This window comes from Bradyrhizobium sp. LjRoot220 (assembly GCF_964252915.1).
Taxonomy (GTDB): Bacteria; Pseudomonadota; Alphaproteobacteria; order Rhizobiales; family Xanthobacteraceae; genus Bradyrhizobium.
Genome location: NZ_CAXUPS020000003.1, coordinates 24,762 through 43,074, shown reverse-complemented (window position 1 = coordinate 43,074; position 18,313 = coordinate 24,762). Strand labels below are relative to the sequence as shown.

Below are 18,313 nucleotides of genomic sequence, written 5' to 3'. Positions count from 1 at the left end.
CAGGCGTTATGCCGCCATGACACAACCGGATATTTGGTATGTAACTTTTGGGCCGGACCGGAACGACGAGAGTGCGACGAGCATGGTCCGTTCGACCCGCAAATTCAAAACGGAAGTCGACGCCAAGCTGTTCGCGATGCAGGTTCTGGCAAAGGGCTGGTCCGCGAGCGCAGGCACCCTCAATCCACATCAGCCCAAGCGGGTCATTGGACCCGCCCAGATCGAGCGTTGGGCCGATCCGGGACTGGGTGGATAGCTTCCGTCATGGCCGGGCATAGCCGTCCGAAGGACGGCGTCGCTTCCGCTCGCCTACGCCCGGCCATCCACGTCTTTCTTGCTTGCGTGCTGCAAAGACGTGGATGCCCGGCACCCGTCTCCGCCAGGGCTTCGACGTGGCCACGAGTGGTCGGCACACCGAAGCTTTAGCGAAGGCGGCAAGGCCGGGCATGACGAGTTGTGAGATAACGCCCTATAACGGTAGGACCCCAATCAGTTCGCCGCCGCCTCGGCCGGCGTCGCCAGGAAGCATCGTGCCACGCGGTGCGGTGAAACCGGCACATTTGGCGGCGTCTGCTCAGCGCAGCGCGGCTGCGCGAGCGTGCATCGCGGCGCGAACGAACAGCTCACCGGCGCCTTGTCGAGCGATGGCGGCGTGCCGGGGATGGTCTCCAGCCGCTGGCCGCGCTTGGCGCCGTGGGTGGTCGACGCCAGCAGCCCGCGCGCATAGGGATGCACCGGCGTCCGCACGATGTCGCGCAACGTGCCCTGCTCGACGATCTGGCCGGCATACATGACGGCGACGCGGTCGCAGATTTCAATGGCGACGCCGATGTCGTGGGTCACGAAAATAACCGACATGCCGAACTCGCGCTGCAACTCGCGCAGCAGCAGGAGAATCTGGATCTGCACGGTGGCGTCGAGCGCCGTGGTAGGCTCGTCGGCCAACAGGATTTTCGGCTTGCAGGCCAGTGCGAGGGCGATCATCGCGCGCTGCCGCATGCCGCCGCTCATTTCGTGCGGATAGGCATCGAGGCGGCGCCTGGCGGAGGGAATCCGCACCACCTCGAGCATTTCCAGCGCCCGCGCGGTGGCTTCCTTCTCGCTCTTGCCTTCGTGGCGCATCACGGATTCGGAAATCTGGCGGCCGATCGTATAGACCGGATCGAGCGCCAGCGCCGGCTCCTGAAAAATCATCGATACGGTCTGGCCGCGAAACGCCGACAATTCGTCGTCATCAAGCGCCAGCACGTCGCGGCCCAGAACGTTCACGCTGCCCGAAATCTGCGTCCGCTTCTTCGGCAACAGCCGCATCAGCGCGCGCAACGTCACGCTCTTGCCCGAACCGGACTCGCCCAGGAGACCGAGCACCTCGCCCTCGCCGAGCGAGAGCGAGATGTCGTTGACGGCGTGCACGGTGCGCTCGCCGGTGAAGCGGATGCTGAGATTTCGGATGTCGACGAGGTTGGTCATGCCGGTTTGGGTACCTGTTGGTGGTAGTCGGTGGCGCGCTGGAAGGCCGCGCCGATCCGCAGCAGCATCGCTTCGTCAAAGGAACGGCCGATCAGCTGCAGGCCGACCGGCAAGCCGCTTTTGGTGAAGCCAGAGGGAATCGAAAGCGCCGGCAGGCCGAGGTAATTGATCGGGCGCGTAAACCTGGTGATCCGCTGGATCACGGCTTCCGCGTCGAGGCTGTTGCCGACATCGCTTTCGGCGATGGTCACCGCCGGCATCGGCGCGACCGGCGCGATCACGGCATCGGTGCCGGCGACCGCAGCGAGATACGCCGCCAGCGCCGGACCGCGCCAGCGCATCGCTTCCAGATACGACACTGCCGGAATCGCAAGACCGTTCTGCAGCCGCATCAGCACCTGGGCGCCATAATCCTGCGGACGCTCGATCATCCATCTTTTGTGGAAGGTGGCGGCTTCGGTCGCGAGCACCAACTGGCAGGCGGCCGTGAGCTGACGCTGATCTGGCAGTTCGACCGAGACGATTTCGGCGCCCTCTTTCTTCAGCGTCGCGATCGTCTCGTCGAGCACCCGCGCCACTTCGGCGTCGAGATCGTCGACATAGAACGCGGTCGGCACGCCGATCTTGAGGCCCCTGAGCGAGCCTTTGGTCGCCGCCATATAGTCCGGCACCGGCAGCGTGGATGCGGTGAGGTCATCAGGGTCGGTGCCGGCCATCAGTCCCAGCAGCAGCGCGCAGTCTTCCGCGCTCTGCGCCAGCGGCCCGACCGTATCGAGCGATTGCGACAGCGGCATCGCACCGGCGCGGCTGACGCGGCCGACCGTGGTCTTCAATCCGGTGACGCCGCAGAAATGCGCGGGCATCCGGATCGAGCCGCCGGTATCCGATCCCAGCGCCGCAAAGGTCAGCCGTGCGGCGACCGCCGAACCCGAGCCGGACGACGAGCCGCCGGTGATGTGATCGACATTCCAGGGATTGCGCACCGCGCCGTAATGCGGATTGTGGCCGGTCGGTCCGTAGGCGAACTCCACCATCTGCAGCGAGCCGAGCCTGACCGTGCCGGCGTCCTTCAGGCGCTGCAGCGCGGTCGAGGTCGTGGTGGCGACGAAATCGCGGCGGATCTTCGAACCGCAGGTTACCACCTTGCCGGCCTCGTAATACATGTCCTTGTGCGCCAAGGGCACGCCATGCAGCACGCCACTGGCTTTGCCTTTGGCAAGATCAGCATCGGCGGCATCGGCCGCCGCCAACGCCTCCTCCGCCTCGATCGCCATGAAGGCGTTGAGACGCGGTTGCCATTGCGCGATGCGGTCGAGGCAGGACTTTGTCACCTCGCGCGATGAAACTTCCTTTGACGCGATCGCCTTGGCGACCGCGACCAGCGACATCAGGGCCGGTTCGGTGCTCATTTCGACACCTTCAGATTCTGCGCCAGCAGAAAGCTGGCGGGTTCCAGATCGAACGGCAGGGTGCCGGCAACCGGCGCGAAATTCTCGAACGCCGGCCCGATGGAATTGGCGATCCGCTCGGCGATTTCGGCGCTAGCCGGCACGCCTGCGACATCGGTCATGACCTTGACCTCTTTTGGACTGGGTTTTGTCATTGCGGATTTGCTCCCTTATCCGTTTTCCTTGGTCGTTTCTTTGGTCGTTTCCTTGGCCGGAGCGCGGCTATGCCCCGATCCGGGAATAGCCATGTAGCACGCCGCCTGGTGACCCATTGTATCGAGATCGCTGAGTTTTGGCGTCGCATTTGCGCAGAGCGGCTCCGCATAGGGACAACGGGTGTGAAACCGGCAACCGGACGGCGGATCGATCGGATTGGGCGGATCGCCGGTGATCGGCGGCGTCTGCGTGCGATTATCAGGATCGGCCGACGGCATCGCCGCCAGCAGCGCCTTTGTATAGGGATGCGCCGGCTCGTCCCACACCTTGTCAACCGGACCGAGTTCGACGACCTCACCGAGATACATCACCAGCACGCGGTCCGAGATGTAACGCACCACGTTGAGATCGTGGCTGATGAAGAGATATGTCAGGCCGAATTCGCGCTTGAGATCGGCGAGCAGATTGAGCACCTGGGCTTCGACCGATTTATCCAGCGCCGACACCGCTTCGTCGAGGATGACGAGGCGCGGCGACAGCGCCAGCGCGCGCGCGATGTTGACGCGCTGCCGCTGGCCGCCGGAAATCTCGTGCGGATAGCGGTTGGCAAAGGTTTCCGGCCGCAAGCCGACCTTGCCGAGCAACTCGCGCGCCAGCGTCCGCGCCGCGGCATCCGCCATGCCGTGGACCTTCGGGCCGAACGCGATCGAATCTTCGATGGTGAGGCGTGGGTTGAGCGAGGCGTAGCTGTCCTGGAACACCATCTGCATGCCGCGGCGCAGTTCGCGTAATGAGAGAGCGCGGCCGACCTGCATGCCGTCATAGATGATCTCGCCGGCATCCGACTTCATCAGATGCATCAGGAGGCGCGCGGTGGTCGACTTGCCGCAGCCGGATTCGCCGACGATCCCGACGGTTTCGCCCTTGGCGATCGAAAACGAGACGTCATCGACGGCGCGCACGGTCTTGCGCGCGCTGAACAGATCGCCGCGCACCGGGAAATGCTTGGTCAGGCCGTTGACCTGCAGCAGCGGCTGCGCGGCGCCGCCGACGTCCTCGATCTTTTCCAGAACTGCGGGGCTGGTCTCGTTCATCGCGTCAGTTCCTGATGTCCATGGCGCTGCGCATGCCGTCGCTGAGCAGGTTGAAGCAGATCGACACCGCAAAGATCATGACGCCGGGTAAGGCCGCGACCCACGGATTGACGTAGATCGCGGTGCGCAGCGTGTTGAGCATCAAGCCCCATTCCGGCTCCGGCGGTTTGGTGCCGAGGCCGAGGAACGAAAGCCCGGCGGCGAGGATCATCGACACCGAGATCAGGCCGGTGGCATAGACGAAGATCGGGCCCAGCACATTGCCGAGCATGTGCACGCGCATGATGGTGAAGGGCCCGGCGCCGGAAGCGCGCGCGGCCTCTACGAAATCCATGTTGCGGACGCCGGTGGTGACGCTCTCGGCGACGCGGGTGATCTGCGGCACGAACACGATCGTGAGCGAGACGATCGAGTTGACGATGCCGGCGCCCAGTGCGCCCGAGATCGCGATCGCCAGCAGCACCGAGGGAAACGCATAGAACACGTCGACAGTGCGCATGATCGCGGTGTTGAGCTTGCCGCCGACGTAGCCCGCGATCAGCCCCAACGATGTGCCGATAAAGAACGCGAGAATGACCGGCAGAATGCCGATGATCAGCGACAGCCGCCCGCCATAGATCAGCCGCGCCAGCATGTCGCGGCCGAGCTCATCGGTGCCGAGCGGATAGTTCGGCGTGCCGATATGGCGAAGCCTGCGGATCATCGAACCCTGATAGGGATCGGCGAGACCGAGCCACGGCGCGCACAACGCCGACAGAAAGATCAGCGCCAGGATGAAGGCGCAGACCATGCTGACCTTGTCGCGCCGGATGCGGCGGCCGACCGTGGCCCAATAGCCGCGCGCCTGGGTCGCGGGCGCGGCTTGAAGTGCGGTATCTGTGATCGCGCTCATGCGCTAGCTCCGCTTGATGCGCGGGTCGATCGAGGCTTGCGCGATATCGACCAGGAGGTTGAGAGCCACAAAGAACAGCGCCAGCACCAGGATCGTGCCCTGCAGCAGCGGCAGGTCGCGCTGGAAGATCGCCGAATTGAGCAGCAGGCCGGAGCCCGGCCACGAGAACACAGTCTCGATCAGGATCGAGCCGCCGAGCATGTAGCCGAGCTGCAGCCCCATCACCGCCAGCGCCGTCGGCGCGGCATTCTTGATGACGTGTTTGAACACGTCGAGTTCGCGCAGCCCTTTGGCGCGCAGGGCCTCGACGAAATCCTGGCTCAAAATGTCACCGGTCAATGCGCGCACCGTGCGGGTGACGATGCCCATGGGAATGACCGAGGTCGTGATCGCCGGCAGGATCAGGTATTTCATGTGCTCCCAATCCCAGCCCCAGGCGCCGGAGCCGCCGGGACCGGCGCCGACCGCGGGCAGCCAGTTCAGCTGCACCGAGAAGATGATGACCAGCACCATGCCGAGCCAGTAATGCGGCACGGAAACGCCGGCGATCGCGATCGAGGTCGCGACCTTGTCGATCCAGGTGTCGCGGAAATAGCCGGCGATCAGGCCGAAGAATAATCCGAGCGTAAAGCCGATCGAGGCGGCCGCAATCGCCAGCGTCACGGTATTGCCGACCGCGCGCAGCACTTCCGACAGTACCGGGCGCCCGGTCGCGATCGAACTGCCGAGATCGCCGTGCAGCGCGCGCCACAGCCAGAGCCCGAACTGGACCGGCAGCGGGCGATCGAAGCCGTAAGCGGTGCGCAATTGCGCGGCGAGCTCCTGGGACGCATCCGCCGGCAGCACCGCGACCAGGGGATCGCCGGGCGTGATGTGCACCAAGAGGAAGCACACCAGCGCCACGCTGGCCACGATCGGAATCACATAGACGATACGGCGGGCGATATAGACGAGCACGAGGTTACCTAACCTTAGTCAGATCGAATTTCTCGCTCGTCATGGCCGGGCTTGACCCGGCCATCCACGTCTTGGCCACAAGCCAGAAAGGCGTGGATGCCCGGGTCAAGCCCGGGCATGACGAAGAGAACGCGAAGCCACCCTCTCCCACAAGGGGAGAGGGTGAACAGCGATTACGGCGCCATCGTCACCGGCGAGAAGTCGACGAACCAGCTCTTCGGCTGCACGAAACCCTTCACCTTTGGGCTCATGGCGCGCGGAGACACGTCATGGGCCACATAGAGGAAGGCGGCATCGTCGACCGAGGCGGCGTGCAGTTCGGCCAGCGCCGCATCGCGCGCCGCGGGATCGAAGGTCTGGCGCGCCTTGGTCACCAGCTCGTCGAACTTGGGATTGTTGATGTAACCCCAATTGTTCGACACCGGCGGCGCCATCGAGGACTGCAGGAAGCGCACCAGCGCGAAGAACGGATCCATCGCCGCGTAGGTCACGTTGGTGGCGTGAGCGCCGTTGGCCGACGCGTCCTTGGCGCCGCGGCGCCAGTTGGTGAACAGCGTGTTCCATTCGATCACGTCGAGCTGGACGTCGAAGTAGCACTCGGCCAGCGCCTGCTGCAGATATTCGTTCATCGGCAGCGGTTGCATCTGGCCGGAGCCGGACGCCGAGGTCTGGGTCTTGACCTTCAGTTTCTTGGAAGGACCGTAACCAGCCTCCTGCATCAGCTTTTGCGCCGCCTTGAGGTCATACTTGATCTCGAAGGTGGGCTTGCCGCGCCAGGGATGGCCGGGCTCGAAGGTGCCGGTCGCCGGCACCATCAGGCCGGCGAGCAGGCCTTCCTTGAGGCCTTCACGATCGACGCACAGGTTGGCCGCCTTGCGAACCCGGATGTCGTTCCAGGGCGAGCCTTCGACGCGCGAAAACTGCCATGGCCAGACATGCGGCGATTCGTTCGCCTGCAGCGTAAAGCCGCGCGCCTTGATTTCCTTGACCGCATCGGGCGCGGGCGCCTCGACCCAGTCGACCTGACCCGAAAGCAATGCAGCGGTGCGGGCATTGGCTTCCGGCATCGGCAGCAGCACCATCCTGTCGACCTTGGGAACGCGCGCCTTGTCCCAATAGCCCTCGTTCTTGACCAGTTCGAGCCGCTCGCGCGGCGTGAACTTCGACATCTTCCAGGGACCGGTGCCGGAAGCTTCGCGCGCAAACGCCGCCCAGGCGGCCTGCGATTTCGCCTTGGCATCCGCGCCCTCGGCTGCGTCGAACAACTTCTGCCATTTCGCCGGGCTCGCCATGAACAGATTGGTCAAGTTGATCGGCAAGAAGCTGTCGGGCTCCTTGGTGGTCAATTCCACCGTCAGATCGTCGATCTTCTTCGCCGAGGCCAGCGTCGGCATGCGCGAGGCGGTGACGCCGACCTGGCTGGCGTCGAACTGCGGCGCATCCTGCTTCAGCACCTTCTCGACATTCCAGACCACAGCGTCGGCGTTGAACGGCGAGCCGTCGTGGAAGGTGACGCCGGAACGCAGCTTGAAGGTCCACTTTTTCTTGTCGGCCTCGTCGACCTTCCATTCGGTCGAGAGTCCCGGGATCATCACGCTCGCCTTGGTGGCCGAGGACAGATCCCACATCGTCAGCCCGTCATACATCGTGAGGCCGGTGAAGCGGTTGCCCTCAAAGCCCTGATCCGGCTGGCCCAGCGTGCGCGGAATATCGGCAGCGGTCATGCCGATGCGCAGCACGGTTTCGGCGCTGGCGGCCAGCGGCAACCCCGCCGCCAATGCCATCGCCAGCGCGAGCGCCGTCGCTGTGTTCCTTGGTTTCTCGTTACGCATTTGCAGCAATCCCTTCTTCCACTTCCGGTGATTATTTCTTATGCAGAGTTATGCAACGCCTGTGCCAAAAGAGATAGTTCTTCGCGAAATAGCCATGTGACATATGGTTTCTTCCCACCCGGGCACGAAGAAAAAGCCAGAACTGCCTATTCTGGCATCAAGCTTGCTTGGTTGGCATTGGGTATTCCCAATACGCCAACGGAGCTTAGTTCATGCGCACCCGCAATTCGATGCTACTCGTCGCCGCTGTGGCGCTCGCCGTCGGCGCCCTGCCGGCCGCGCCGGCTAGGGCCGAATCCGTGGTGCGCTACGGCATTTCGATGGCCGATATCCCGCTGACGACAGGCCAGCCGGACCGCGGCGCCGGCGCTTATCAATTTTCCGCCTACACGATCTACGATCCGCTGGTGGCCTGGGAAATGGACGTGGCTGAGCGGCCCGGCAAGCTGGTGCCGGGGCTCGCCACCGAGTGGAAGGTCGACGACAAGGACAAGACCAAGTGGCGCTTTAGTCTGCGCAAGGACGTCAAATTCCATGACGGCAGCGCCTTCAATGCCGACGCGGTGATCTGGAATCTCGACAAGGTGCTGAACGAAAAGGCACCGCAATTCGACAAGCGCCAGAGCGCGCAGGTGAAGACCCGCCTGCCCTCGGTCGCGAGCTACGCCAAGATCGACGACGACAGCATCGAGATCACCACCAAGACGGTGGACTCGTTCTTCCCCTACCAGATGCTCTGGTTCCTGGTCTCGAGCCCGGCGCAGTATGAAAAACTCGGCAAGGACTGGGACAAGTTCGCCAGCCAGCCCTCCGGCACCGGGCCGTTCAAGCTGACAAAACTGGTGCCGCGCGAACTCGCCGAACTCAGCAAGAATCCGGATTACTGGAACAAGAAGCGGATTCCGAAGGCCGACAAGATCGTCCTGATTCCGATGCCGGAAGCGCTGACGCGCACCAATGCGCTGCTCGCCGGCCAGGTCGACCTGATCGAGACGCCGGCGCCCGATGCGGTGCCGCAGCTGAAATCCGCCGGCATGCGCATCGTCGACAACGTCACGCCGCATGTCTGGAATTATCATCTCAGCGTGCTGCCGGGCTCGCCCTGGACCGACATCCGCCTGCGCAAGGCGCTCAACCTTGCGATCGACCGTGAAGGGGTCGTCGGCCTGATGAACGGACTGGCAAAACCCGCCAAGGGCCAGGTCGACCCGTCGAGCCCCTGGTTCGGCAAGCCCGGCTTCGAACTCAAGCACGATGTGGCGGCGGCCAAAAAACTGGTCGAGGAAGCCGGCTACTCCAAACAGAAACCGCTGAAGGCCACCTTCATCATCGCGCAAGGCGGCACCGGACAGATGCTGTCGCTGCCGATGAACGAATTCCTGCAGCAGAGTTTCAAGGAAATCGGCATCGAGATCGACTTCAAGGTGGTCGAGCTCGAGACGCTCTATACGGCCTGGCGCAAGGGCGCGGCGGACGAGATGAACGCCGGCATCACCTCCAACAACATCGCCTATGTCACTTCGGATCCGCTCTACGCCATCGTGCGCTTTTTCCACTCCGGCCAGATCGCGCCTGTTGGCGTCAACTGGGGCGGCTACAAGTCACCGAAGGTCGACGCGCTGATCGACGAGGCCAAGCAGACCTTCGATGCCACCAGGCAGGACCAATTGCTGGCGCAGGCCCACGCCCAGATCGTCGACGATGCCACGCTGGTGTGGGTGGTGCACGACACCAACCCGCATGCGCTGTCGCCCAAGGTGAAGAAGTTCGTGCAGGCGCAGCACTGGTTTCAGGATTTGACGACGATCGGGCTGGAGTAGGTCAGGAAGCGTAGGGTGGGCAAAGGCGCCCTTGCGCCGTGCCCACCATCGATCAACGAATCATGTACCGGATTGGTGGGCACGCTTCGCTTTGCCCACCCTACGGACCTACCGCATTCCAACCAACGATCGTCATCCCCGCGAACGCGGGGATCCAGTACGCCGCGGCTTCTCGGCTTGATCACTGACTCCTCTGGAATACTGGATCACCCGCCTTCGCGGGTGATGACAGCGGCGCGCCCTACTTCGTCAGCAGCGCGAAGGCGCCGTTCCAGTCTTCCGGCGGCGGAGCTTCCTGGAAGTTGCGGATCCGCGCTTCGTAGAGGTTGAACAACAGCTCCAGCGAATTCACCTCGTCGGTGCGGCGGCCGCGCTCGATCGCCGCCAGCGCGCCTTGCCAGTCGCGGCCGCGGTAGCAGGCCAGCATCTCGATGGTCAGGTTGCGCAAGCGCTGGAAGCGGCCGGACTGCGCGGTATCTTCCCGGCCGGCGATGGCGTAGATCACCTCGGGCTCCTTCTTGCCCTTGACCATGATGAAGTCGAGTTCGAGGATGGCGAACTTGTCCTTGACCGCGAGCGCGGTCTTCGAGCCGACGATGATCGGGAATCCGTATTCCTTGGATTGGCCCTCCAGCCGCGACGCCAGATTGACGCTGTCGCCGAACACCGAATAGTCGAAGCGCATGTCGGATCCCATGTTGCCGACCACGCAGGTTCCGGTATTGAGCCCGACGCCGACGTTGAGCGGAATGAACGGACGGCCCTCTTCCTCGGCTTCCTCCATCCGCTCCTGGTTGAGTTCGTCGACCCGCTCCAGCATGTCCAGCGCCGCCTCGCAGGCGTTGAGCTGGTGCTCCTTGTCGTCGAGCGGCGCGTTCCAGAACGCCATGATGGCATCGCCCATATATTTGTCGATGGTGCCCTTGCGGTGGAGGATGGCGTTGGTCAGCGGCGTCAGGAAGCGGTTCATCAGCGCGGTGAGCCCCTGCGGATCTCGCTTGTAGGTCTCCGAGATCGAGGTGAAGCCGCGCATGTCGGAGAACATGATGGTCATCTCGCGCTCCTCGCCGCCGAGCACGAGCTTTTCCGGCGACTGCGCCAGCTGGGCCACCAGCGCCGGCGACATATACTGCGAGAACGCGGTGCGGATCTGTTTGCGCTGCTGCTGCTCGCGGACGAAGCTCGAGAAGATCAGGGTAAGATAAATCGACATCGTCGACAGCATCGGATAGGTGAAGTCGATCAGCAGCCGGTGCAGCGAATAGAAATACCAGGACGTTCCGATCAGCGCGGTGGCAAACGCCGCACCGAGCGCGACCAGCGTGACCGGTCCGAACAGGGGCGCGAACGCGATCACCAGCAACCCGAACAAGACCGCGGTGGCGAACTCGATCGCGATGCCGTAGATCGGCTGCGCGATGACCTCCCCGGTCAGTGCGCTCTCGAGCACCTGGGCGTGGATTTCCACCCCGGGCATGGCGCGCGACACCGGCGTGGTCTTGATGTCGTTGAGACCGACGGCAGAGGTGCCGATCAACACCAGTTTGCCGGCGATCTTCTCGGGGGCTACGGTTTTGTCCAGCACGTTGATTGCCGGGACATAGAGCGAGGCATCGTGGCGGGCGTAGTGAACCCAGAGCTGGCCGTTGCCGTCGGTCGGCAGCTGAAACCCCTTGATGCCGAGGCTCTTGATGCCGGCCTTTTCGGCCTTGACCAGGATCGTGCCCGAACCGGTGGCGACGCGCAGCATCTCGAAGCTCAGCGAGGGCATGACCTGGCCCTGCGCCAGCATGATCATCGGCACCCGCCGCACGATGCCGTCGCGTTCGGGCCGGATGGTGAAGAGCCCGCGCCCGGCGGCGGCGTGTTCCAGCACCTTGGTGTTGCGCAGCAGGCCGGGGAATTCGAACATGAAGCGTTGCGGCTCCTCGCCGAGCATCGCAAGCCCGGTCACCGGAAGCGTCTTGTCCAGCACGCCCAGTTCTTCCGGCAATCCCGATTCGCCCAGCACCACGCGCGAGGCGCGGATGGCATCGGCGAATAGCTGGTCGTTGCTCGGCAGCGCGCGCAGCCGGCTGCGGGTTTCCTCGTCGAGGTTACGGAAGGTATCGGCGACAAATTCAGGATTGAGCCGGTCGGGCTCCGGAAACACCACGTCGAAGGCGATCACGACGGCGCCGAGATTGGTCAGTTCGGTCACCAGATCCGCGAGCCGCGTCCGCGGCCACGGCCATTGTCCGAGCTTCTCCAGGCTCTTGTCGTCGATATCGACGATGGTGACCGGACGCGCGGTCTTCTTGCGCGGATCGACGCGCTGGAAGGCGTCGAAGGTCCGGACGCGCAACTCTTCGATCGGAGCCGGGTCGAGCACGCGCAGCGCGGCAAACCCGATCAGCAGCGCAAGGCAAGCCAGCCGGGCATAGCCGAAGCGCCGCTTGAACCATCGCGATATTATCCTCAGCCGCTTCATGCTGCTTCGGTATCACGGTCAGGCCGATTGTTCCAACCGGTTGCGGCACCGCGCCGCGCTCCTGGCACTCTAATCTGAGCGGAGGTCCGGGATCAGGCGTGCGGCGACACGATGAAATCGCTGGCGGTCAGGCTGCCGACGAGATGCTGCAGGAGGATGCTCTTGTCGGGATTCACCGTGATCAGCACGTCATCCGAATTTGCCGGGCTGGCCGCCGTCAAAAGCCAGTCATCGATATTGGACGAATCGATCTCCGTAAACGCCCGCAGGTCGATACGGTCCTGGCCCGGCGCGAAATCGGTGATGGTGTCGGGGCCATCGCTGGTCCGGAACACGAACTGGTCGGCACCCGCGCCGCCGGTCAGGGTGTCGGTGTTTTCGGTCGCGAAGATCACATCCTTGCCTGAGGTGCCGGTCAGGCTGATGTCCGGACCGGTGCCGGCCTGATTGAAGATGAAATTGACCGTGTCCGAGCCGCCAAGGCTGTCGGTGACGGTGAACACGAGCTTGTCGGTCTGCGGCTGCGGGTCAGCACCGGGATCGTAGGTGACGCCGTCGCCCAATGTCGCGTTGATTTCCGCGAGCGTGCCGGTGTCGGTCGACGGTGTAGCACCGCTGGCCGGAGATGCGCCGGTTGCCGCGGTGAGCGTGATTGTTTCCGCCGCCCCTGAGGGGATGGTACCGCCGACGTAGAGACCCGTCACCGTCGTCGCCCCTTCGCCGTCCTCGCTGATCTGGAACTGGTCGGTTTCGATCACGAGGCTTGTCGGGGTCCGCAGGACTGGTTCGTCGACCTTCACCTTGGCGGTAAAGTACGCACTATCAATTCCGCCGTTGACGATGCCGCCGCCATCATGGAGCGTGAACGTTACGGTCCGATCGCCCGTCTCCGGGCTCTCGACTGTGTTCGAGAACTCGATCGCCTGTGTCAACGCCGCAACGGCAACGTCGGTGGCGTCGGCATTCAGATCGATCGTCAGGCTGTTGATGCCATCGGTCAGCGTGCCGATCGCGACGGCAGCGCCAGAGCCGACGCCGTCCGCATCGAACATCACGTCTGCGCCGTTGAGCGCGATGTACTGATTGCCGGCGATGGAAAGCGTATCCCCGGGTTGGCCGCCCTCCGTCACCGTCGCGGTCAGCGAACCGCCGGCGTAATTGGCGCTGTCGATATCGCTGGCGGCGACATTGTTGACGATCGCGACCGGATCGTCGCCGGCATGATAGGTCGCGGCGAGATCGAGGCCCACGAACAACGGTGCATCGTTGACGCCGGTGACATCCACCGTGAGCGTCGTCAAACTGGTGGCGCCGTTAGCGTCGGCGACCTGCACCGTGAAGGTGTCGGTATACGCGCCCGCCGGCATTGCGTTGATCGCAGACGCATTCGCGACATAGCTGTAGGTGCCGTCGTCGTTCACCGTCAGCGAACCGTAGTCGCCGACGACGGTTGCCGCGGCGCTGTTTTCGGCATCGAGCGCGGCATAATGCAGCGACGCGGCCTCGCCGCTGTCGAGATCAGCCCCGACCAGCGCCCCCGTCAGATTACCGAAACTGTCGTTCGCGGCCGTATCGGCCAGCGTTCCCGCGTTCACCGCGGTGAGGGTCGGCGTATCATTGGCGCCGACCACGTCTACCGTGAGAACAGCGGTCGCGGAGACGCCGTTCACGTCCGACGTCTGCACTGTAAAGGTCTCGGTATAGGCGCCCGCATGCAGCGCTTTGATCGCGGCGGCATTGGCGACATAGCTGTAGGTGCCGTTGGCGTTCACCGTCAGCGAACCGTAGTCGCCGACCACCGTTGCCGCGACGCTGTTCAAGGCGTCGAGCGCGGCATATTGCAGCGTTGCCGTCTCGCCGTTGTCGAGATCCGCGCCGTCCAGCGTGCCGGTCAGATTGCCGAAACTGGTATTACCTGCGGTATCGGTGAGCGTTCCCGCGCTCTCCGCCGCCAGCGTCGGCGCGTCGTTTGCGCCGGTGACGTCCACGGTGAGAACCGCCGTGGCGATGGCGCCGTTCGCGTCTGTGGTCTGCACCGTGAAGGTGTCGGTGTAGGCGCCCGCATGCAGCGCGTTGATGGCGGCCGCATTGGGCACATAGGTATAGGTGCCGTCGGCGTTTACCGTCAGCGAACCATAGAGACCTGCAACCGCCGTATCGACCGGCTCACCGACATCGAGTGCGGCATATTGCAGCGTTGCGGTTTCGCCGCTGTCGCGATCATTGCCGGTCAGCGCTCCCGTCAGATCGTTAAAACTGTCGTTCGCCGCGCCATCGGTGAATTTGCCCGCGGTCACCGCTCCCAGCGTCGGCGTGTCGTTGGCGCCGGTCACGTCCACCGTCAAAATCGCAGTGGCGGTGGCGCCGTTCGCGTCGGTCGTCTGCACCGTGAAGGTATCGGTATAGGTGCCGGCATGCAGCGCGTTGATCACGGTTGCATTGGGGACGTAGGTATAAGTGCCGTCGGAGTTCACCGTGAGCGCCCCATAGAGGCCCGCTACCGCTGAGTTGACGGGGTCGCCGGCATCGAGTGCTGCGTATTGCAGTGTGGCGGTTTCGCCGCTGTCCCGGTCGTTGCCGACCAATGTTCCGGTAAGATTGTTGAAACTGTCGTTCGCCGTGCCGTCGGTGAGTTTGCCCACGACTGCATCCCCCAGCGTCGGGGTGTCGTTGGCACCATTGACGTGCACGGTGAGCACGGCGGTCCCGACGGCATCGTGCACGTCTGACGTCTGCACCGTAAACGTCTCGGTATAGGCGCCAGCATGCAGGGCATTGATCACCGTGGCGTTGGCGACATAACTCCAAGTGCCGTCGCCGTTCACCGTCAGCCAACCGTACTGGCCTGCGATGGCCGAGTTCACCGGATGGCTCGTCAAATCGAGCGCGCTATAGCTTAGCGATGCGGTCTCGTCATGGTCGGCATCGTATCCGACCAGCGTTCCCGTCAGATTCCCGAAGCTGTCGTTGATGGCCGAATCGGTCAACGTGCCCGCATTCACCGCGGTCACCGTCGGCGCATCGTTGGTGCCGGCGACGGTGACGGTGATCGGCTTGGTGATCACCCCGCCATGACTGTCGTTGACGGTCGCAATATAGGTCAGCGTCAGGACCTCGCCATCGGCGAGGAAGTCGAACTTGTTGTCGGCGACGTCGTAGGACCAGGTCACCGAACCGGCATTGGTATTGCCGCCGGCCGCTGTCAGCGACAGCGCGGCCGCAAGGTCGCCCGCCTGCTGCGGCGTCAGCGTCAGATTGGTAGTGCCGTTGGCTGCCTTGTACGTGTAGTCCGAGAACTGCGTGGTCACAACCGGCCGGTCGCTGAGGTCGGCGTCGGTGAAGTTGATGGTGCCGCCGGCATGATCGGTCGCGGCGTTGCCGGTGCCGGCCATCTCCGTGAAAGCGGCACTCGTCGTCGTGATGGTCGCGGTATCGTTGGTGCCGGTGACGGTGATCGTGAACGGTTTTGTGATCACCCCGCCACGGCCGTCGTCGACGGTGGCGGTATAGGTCAGCGTCAGGATTTCATCGACCGCGAGGAAGTCGAACTTGCCGTCGGCAACATTGTAGGTCCAGCTCGCCGAGCCATTATTGGTATTGCCTGATGTCTGCGTCACGCCCAGCGCCACGGCGACGTCGGCCAATTGCTGCGCCGTCAGCGACAACGGGTTCTCCGCCGCGCCAAAATAGGTGTACGACGTGTAGGCGGCACTCACCACCGGCAGGTCGGTCAAATCGACGTCGGTGAAGGTGATCGTGCCTGATGCCGTATCTTCTATCGGCGATCCCGTCGGATTTGGCTGATTCGGGTTCGACAGCTCGGCGAACGCGTCGTCTGTCGTCGCGATGGTGGGGACATCGTTGGTGCCGATCACGGTGACGTCGGCGCCGTTGATCGAGATGCTGACCGGCGTGAACACCACGCCACCATGGCCATCGTCGACCTTGATGACGTAATTGAGGATCAGCGTCTCGCCCTTGGCGATGAAATCAAAGGCATGGTCGGCGATGCTGTAGGTCCAGGTCGCCGAACCGTTATGGCCGTTTCCGCCCCCCTGCACCACGCTCAAGGGAACCTTGACGGCTGCAATCGCCGCCAATTGCGCCGGCGTCAGCGTGGCGGTGACGTTATGTCCCTCCGCGTCGAGATATCGAAACGGCTCGTTTGTCGAGAGCGCCGCGCTCACCACCGGACGATCGGTCAAATCGGCATCGGTAAAGTTGACCGTGCCCGAGATCGTATCGATCGTGGTATTGCCCGTGCCGTCCCGCTCGATGACGGTGCCGCCACTGGTGGTAACGGTCGGCCGGTCATTGGTGCCGGTGATCGTGATGGTGAAGGTCTTGAACGTGATCTCGTTGTTTGCCGCGAAATTATTGTCGACCCGCGCCTGATAGGTCAGCGTCAAGGTCTCGCCGGCGGCCAGGAAGTCGAAGGCGCCGTCCGGGACGGTGTAGGTCCAGGTCGCGATGCCCTTGTTCGTGGCGGCGGGATCCTGCACCACGACGAGCGGCACTTCTACCGCGGTGATCGCGGCGATCTGCTTGGCGGTCAGTGACGTCGTGACATCGTTGTGCTGCGCGTTCTCGTATTTAAACGAATAGAACGCCGCCTGGGCAGTCGGCCGATCAGCGACGTTAAGGTCGCTATACTTGATCTGGCCGGTCAGCGTATCCTGCGACGGACTGCCGGTCAGCCCGGCGCGTTCGGTAAATTCGGCATCGGTGGTGGCGACATCCGGTGGCCCCGGAATGCGTTCCTGCCCTTTTGGGGTCGTGCTGGGAGTTGAAACGGTGGGAGTGTCGGTAAGCTGGGCGAATTTCAGCGTCACCGCGACGTCTTGCCCGCTCGCCGTTTTGAGGTTCAATGTTTCCGAAACCGGCGCAGAGCCAAAGCGTTGCAGTTGCTGAGGATTGTTCAGATCGGTGAATTTCAGCTGGAAGACGTCGGAGATGATCTTCTGCGCATCGGGCGACAGTTGCACGGATGAGAGGAAGTTGACCGTGCCCTGGCCGCTGACGATCGTCTGCGTACCGGCCTGATTGACGGTCGCGATCGGCGTCATCGTGGTCTTGTCATACAGAATGTACGAGCCGGTGGTGCCGTCGGGTTCGACCAGCACCTGGAATTTCGCGGGCGGCGCGCCGCCCTGGCCCGGCACCTCGAAATCGATTTCGACCAGCACCGCGGTGCCGCGGATGCCCATGGTCGCCACCGGCGTGTCGACCTTCATGTCGCCCTTCTTGGCGGTCGCGCCGGCGACGAACGAGATGGTGCCCTGCACCAGGCTGATCAGCGACGAATTATTCGACCCGTTCGGGTCGTAAATCATTTCGTTCAGCACCATCTTGGCGTTCGATGCGAGACCGAACACACTGCCGTCGATGAAGGTGATGCCGAGCGTCGAATCGGAGCCGGACTGGACCACGTCACCCTTGTTGACGTTGTCGCCATTGTTCAGAATGATCGAAACACCGTTGCGGATCGCGGTCGCGGTCCCGATCAGCTTGGTGACATGGCCGATGACCTGGGCCACGCTCGGACTGCCGTCGGCCTGCGCGAACTGGGTGTAGCCGGTCAGCGCGTTGACGATATCGCCGGTCAGATGGGCGCCATCGGTCGAGGCCAGGGCTGCCCGCTTCTCGCCCTTGAAATAGTCGTGCAGCACCAGTTCGCGGCCGTCGCCCGATAGAATCAGATCGACGCCTGCGCGCTTGAAATCGCCGGTGAACAGCAGATGCGCGTCCGGAACGATAATGGCGCCCGGCGGCGCATGCGCCGAAACGCTTTCGACGTGGACGTGCCCACCCAAATGAGTGCTCTGGCCGTCAGACAGCACGTCGGTAAATTTGCCGGCTAAGCTCAAAAGGGCACCGTCGGCGCTAAGGTTAATACATATACAATATTCAATGTTCTAAGCTTGCATATCATCGAAAGGCTCCTCACGGAACCAATCATTGCTTGTGCAACTTGCTTAGGCAGCAGCGAGTATAGAGCATTATACTCTTATGTTCCCAAAATTCATAAGCACGTCCTAACATATCGAGGAAATGAAGACCGGATTTTTGGAGTTTAGAAGCTTAGATCGCCCGCCCCAAGTAAAAGGGATATAGTCTATACTTGTTACTTCTCTGAAGCCGTGGAACTACGGCATATGATGACAGTTTCCAAGT

Annotated in this window: 11 protein-coding genes; 2 read left to right on the top strand and 9 right to left on the bottom strand. The window is 63.2% G+C overall.

What is annotated here, in order from left to right; all coding sequences use genetic code 11:
• Positions 1-82: 82 nt before the first annotated feature.
• On the top strand, positions 83-256 hold the full coding sequence (locus ACSQ84_RS14240; RefSeq protein WP_436212321.1) for a hypothetical protein: 174 nt from the start codon (positions 83-85) through the stop codon (positions 254-256).
• A 233-nt stretch (positions 257-489) separates the two neighbouring features.
• Here the strand turns inward: ACSQ84_RS14240 and ACSQ84_RS14235 are convergent, their stop codons facing one another.
• From ACSQ84_RS14235 to ACSQ84_RS14205, 7 genes are all read right to left on the bottom strand, one after another.
• Positions 490-1,470 (bottom strand): ABC transporter ATP-binding protein, encoded by a 981-nt coding sequence (locus tag ACSQ84_RS14235; RefSeq protein WP_436212320.1) that lies wholly within the window; start codon positions 1,468-1,470, stop codon positions 490-492.
• Positions 1,467-2,879, bottom strand: coding sequence for an amidase (locus ACSQ84_RS14230; RefSeq protein WP_436212319.1), 1,413 nt, complete (start codon positions 2,877-2,879; stop codon positions 1,467-1,469). Before ACSQ84_RS14230 ends, ACSQ84_RS14235 begins: the two co-directional genes overlap by 4 nt.
• Positions 2,876-3,073, bottom strand: coding sequence for a hypothetical protein (locus ACSQ84_RS14225; protein WP_436212318.1), 198 nt, complete (start codon positions 3,071-3,073; stop codon positions 2,876-2,878). Before ACSQ84_RS14225 ends, ACSQ84_RS14230 begins: the two co-directional genes overlap by 4 nt.
• A gap of 15 nt (positions 3,074-3,088) precedes the next feature.
• Positions 3,089-4,168, bottom strand: a complete 1,080-nt coding sequence (locus tag ACSQ84_RS14220; RefSeq protein ID WP_436212317.1) for an ABC transporter ATP-binding protein — start codon at positions 4,166-4,168, stop codon at positions 3,089-3,091.
• A gap of 4 nt (positions 4,169-4,172) precedes the next feature.
• Positions 4,173-5,060, bottom strand: coding sequence for an ABC transporter permease (locus tag ACSQ84_RS14215; protein ID WP_436212316.1), 888 nt, complete (start codon positions 5,058-5,060; stop codon positions 4,173-4,175).
• A gap of 3 nt (positions 5,061-5,063) precedes the next feature.
• Positions 5,064-6,017, bottom strand: coding sequence for an ABC transporter permease (locus tag ACSQ84_RS14210; RefSeq protein WP_436212315.1), 954 nt, complete (start codon positions 6,015-6,017; stop codon positions 5,064-5,066).
• A 173-nt stretch (positions 6,018-6,190) separates the two neighbouring features.
• Positions 6,191-7,801: an ABC transporter substrate-binding protein gene (locus ACSQ84_RS14205; RefSeq protein WP_436213073.1), complete on the bottom strand. Its 1,611-nt coding sequence runs from the start codon at positions 7,799-7,801 to the stop codon at positions 6,191-6,193.
• 260 nt (positions 7,802-8,061) lie between these two features.
• Between ACSQ84_RS14205 and ACSQ84_RS14200 the strand changes: the two genes are divergently transcribed.
• Positions 8,062-9,669: an ABC transporter substrate-binding protein gene (locus tag ACSQ84_RS14200; protein ID WP_436212314.1), complete on the top strand. Its 1,608-nt coding sequence runs from the start codon at positions 8,062-8,064 to the stop codon at positions 9,667-9,669.
• Positions 9,670-9,910: 241 nt separating this feature from the next.
• Here ACSQ84_RS14200 and ACSQ84_RS14195 read toward each other — a convergent pair whose 3' ends face one another.
• Both ACSQ84_RS14195 and ACSQ84_RS14190 read right to left on the bottom strand, forming a co-directional pair.
• Positions 9,911-12,139: a CHASE2 domain-containing protein gene (locus ACSQ84_RS14195; protein ID WP_436212313.1), complete on the bottom strand. Its 2,229-nt coding sequence runs from the start codon at positions 12,137-12,139 to the stop codon at positions 9,911-9,913.
• Between the two features lie 92 nt (positions 12,140-12,231).
• Positions 12,232-17,952, bottom strand: a complete 5,721-nt coding sequence (locus tag ACSQ84_RS14190; protein ID WP_436212312.1) for a VCBS domain-containing protein — start codon at positions 17,950-17,952, stop codon at positions 12,232-12,234.
• Positions 17,953-18,313 lie beyond the last annotated feature (361 nt).

Excerpts from the sequence above, each read along its gene's own strand:
- ACSQ84_RS14240 (WP_436212321.1), top strand. The coding sequence starts at position 83 with ATGGTCCGTTCGACCCGCAAATTCAAAACGGAAGTCGACGCCAAGCTG.
- ACSQ84_RS14235 (WP_436212320.1), bottom strand. The coding sequence starts at position 1,470 with ATGACCAACCTCGTCGACATCCGAAATCTCAGCATCCGCTTCACCGGC.
- ACSQ84_RS14230 (WP_436212319.1), bottom strand. The coding sequence starts at position 2,879 with ATGAGCACCGAACCGGCCCTGATGTCGCTGGTCGCGGTCGCCAAGGCG.
- ACSQ84_RS14225 (WP_436212318.1), bottom strand. The coding sequence starts at position 3,073 with ATGACAAAACCCAGTCCAAAAGAGGTCAAGGTCATGACCGATGTCGCA.
- ACSQ84_RS14220 (WP_436212317.1), bottom strand. The coding sequence starts at position 4,168 with ATGAACGAGACCAGCCCCGCAGTTCTGGAAAAGATCGAGGACGTCGGC.
- ACSQ84_RS14215 (WP_436212316.1), bottom strand. The coding sequence starts at position 5,060 with ATGAGCGCGATCACAGATACCGCACTTCAAGCCGCGCCCGCGACCCAG.
- ACSQ84_RS14205 (WP_436213073.1), bottom strand. The coding sequence starts at position 7,801 with ATGGCATTGGCGGCGGGGTTGCCGCTGGCCGCCAGCGCCGAAACCGTG.
- ACSQ84_RS14200 (WP_436212314.1), top strand. The coding sequence starts at position 8,062 with ATGCGCACCCGCAATTCGATGCTACTCGTCGCCGCTGTGGCGCTCGCC.
- ACSQ84_RS14195 (WP_436212313.1), bottom strand. The coding sequence starts at position 12,139 with ATGAAGCGGCTGAGGATAATATCGCGATGGTTCAAGCGGCGCTTCGGC.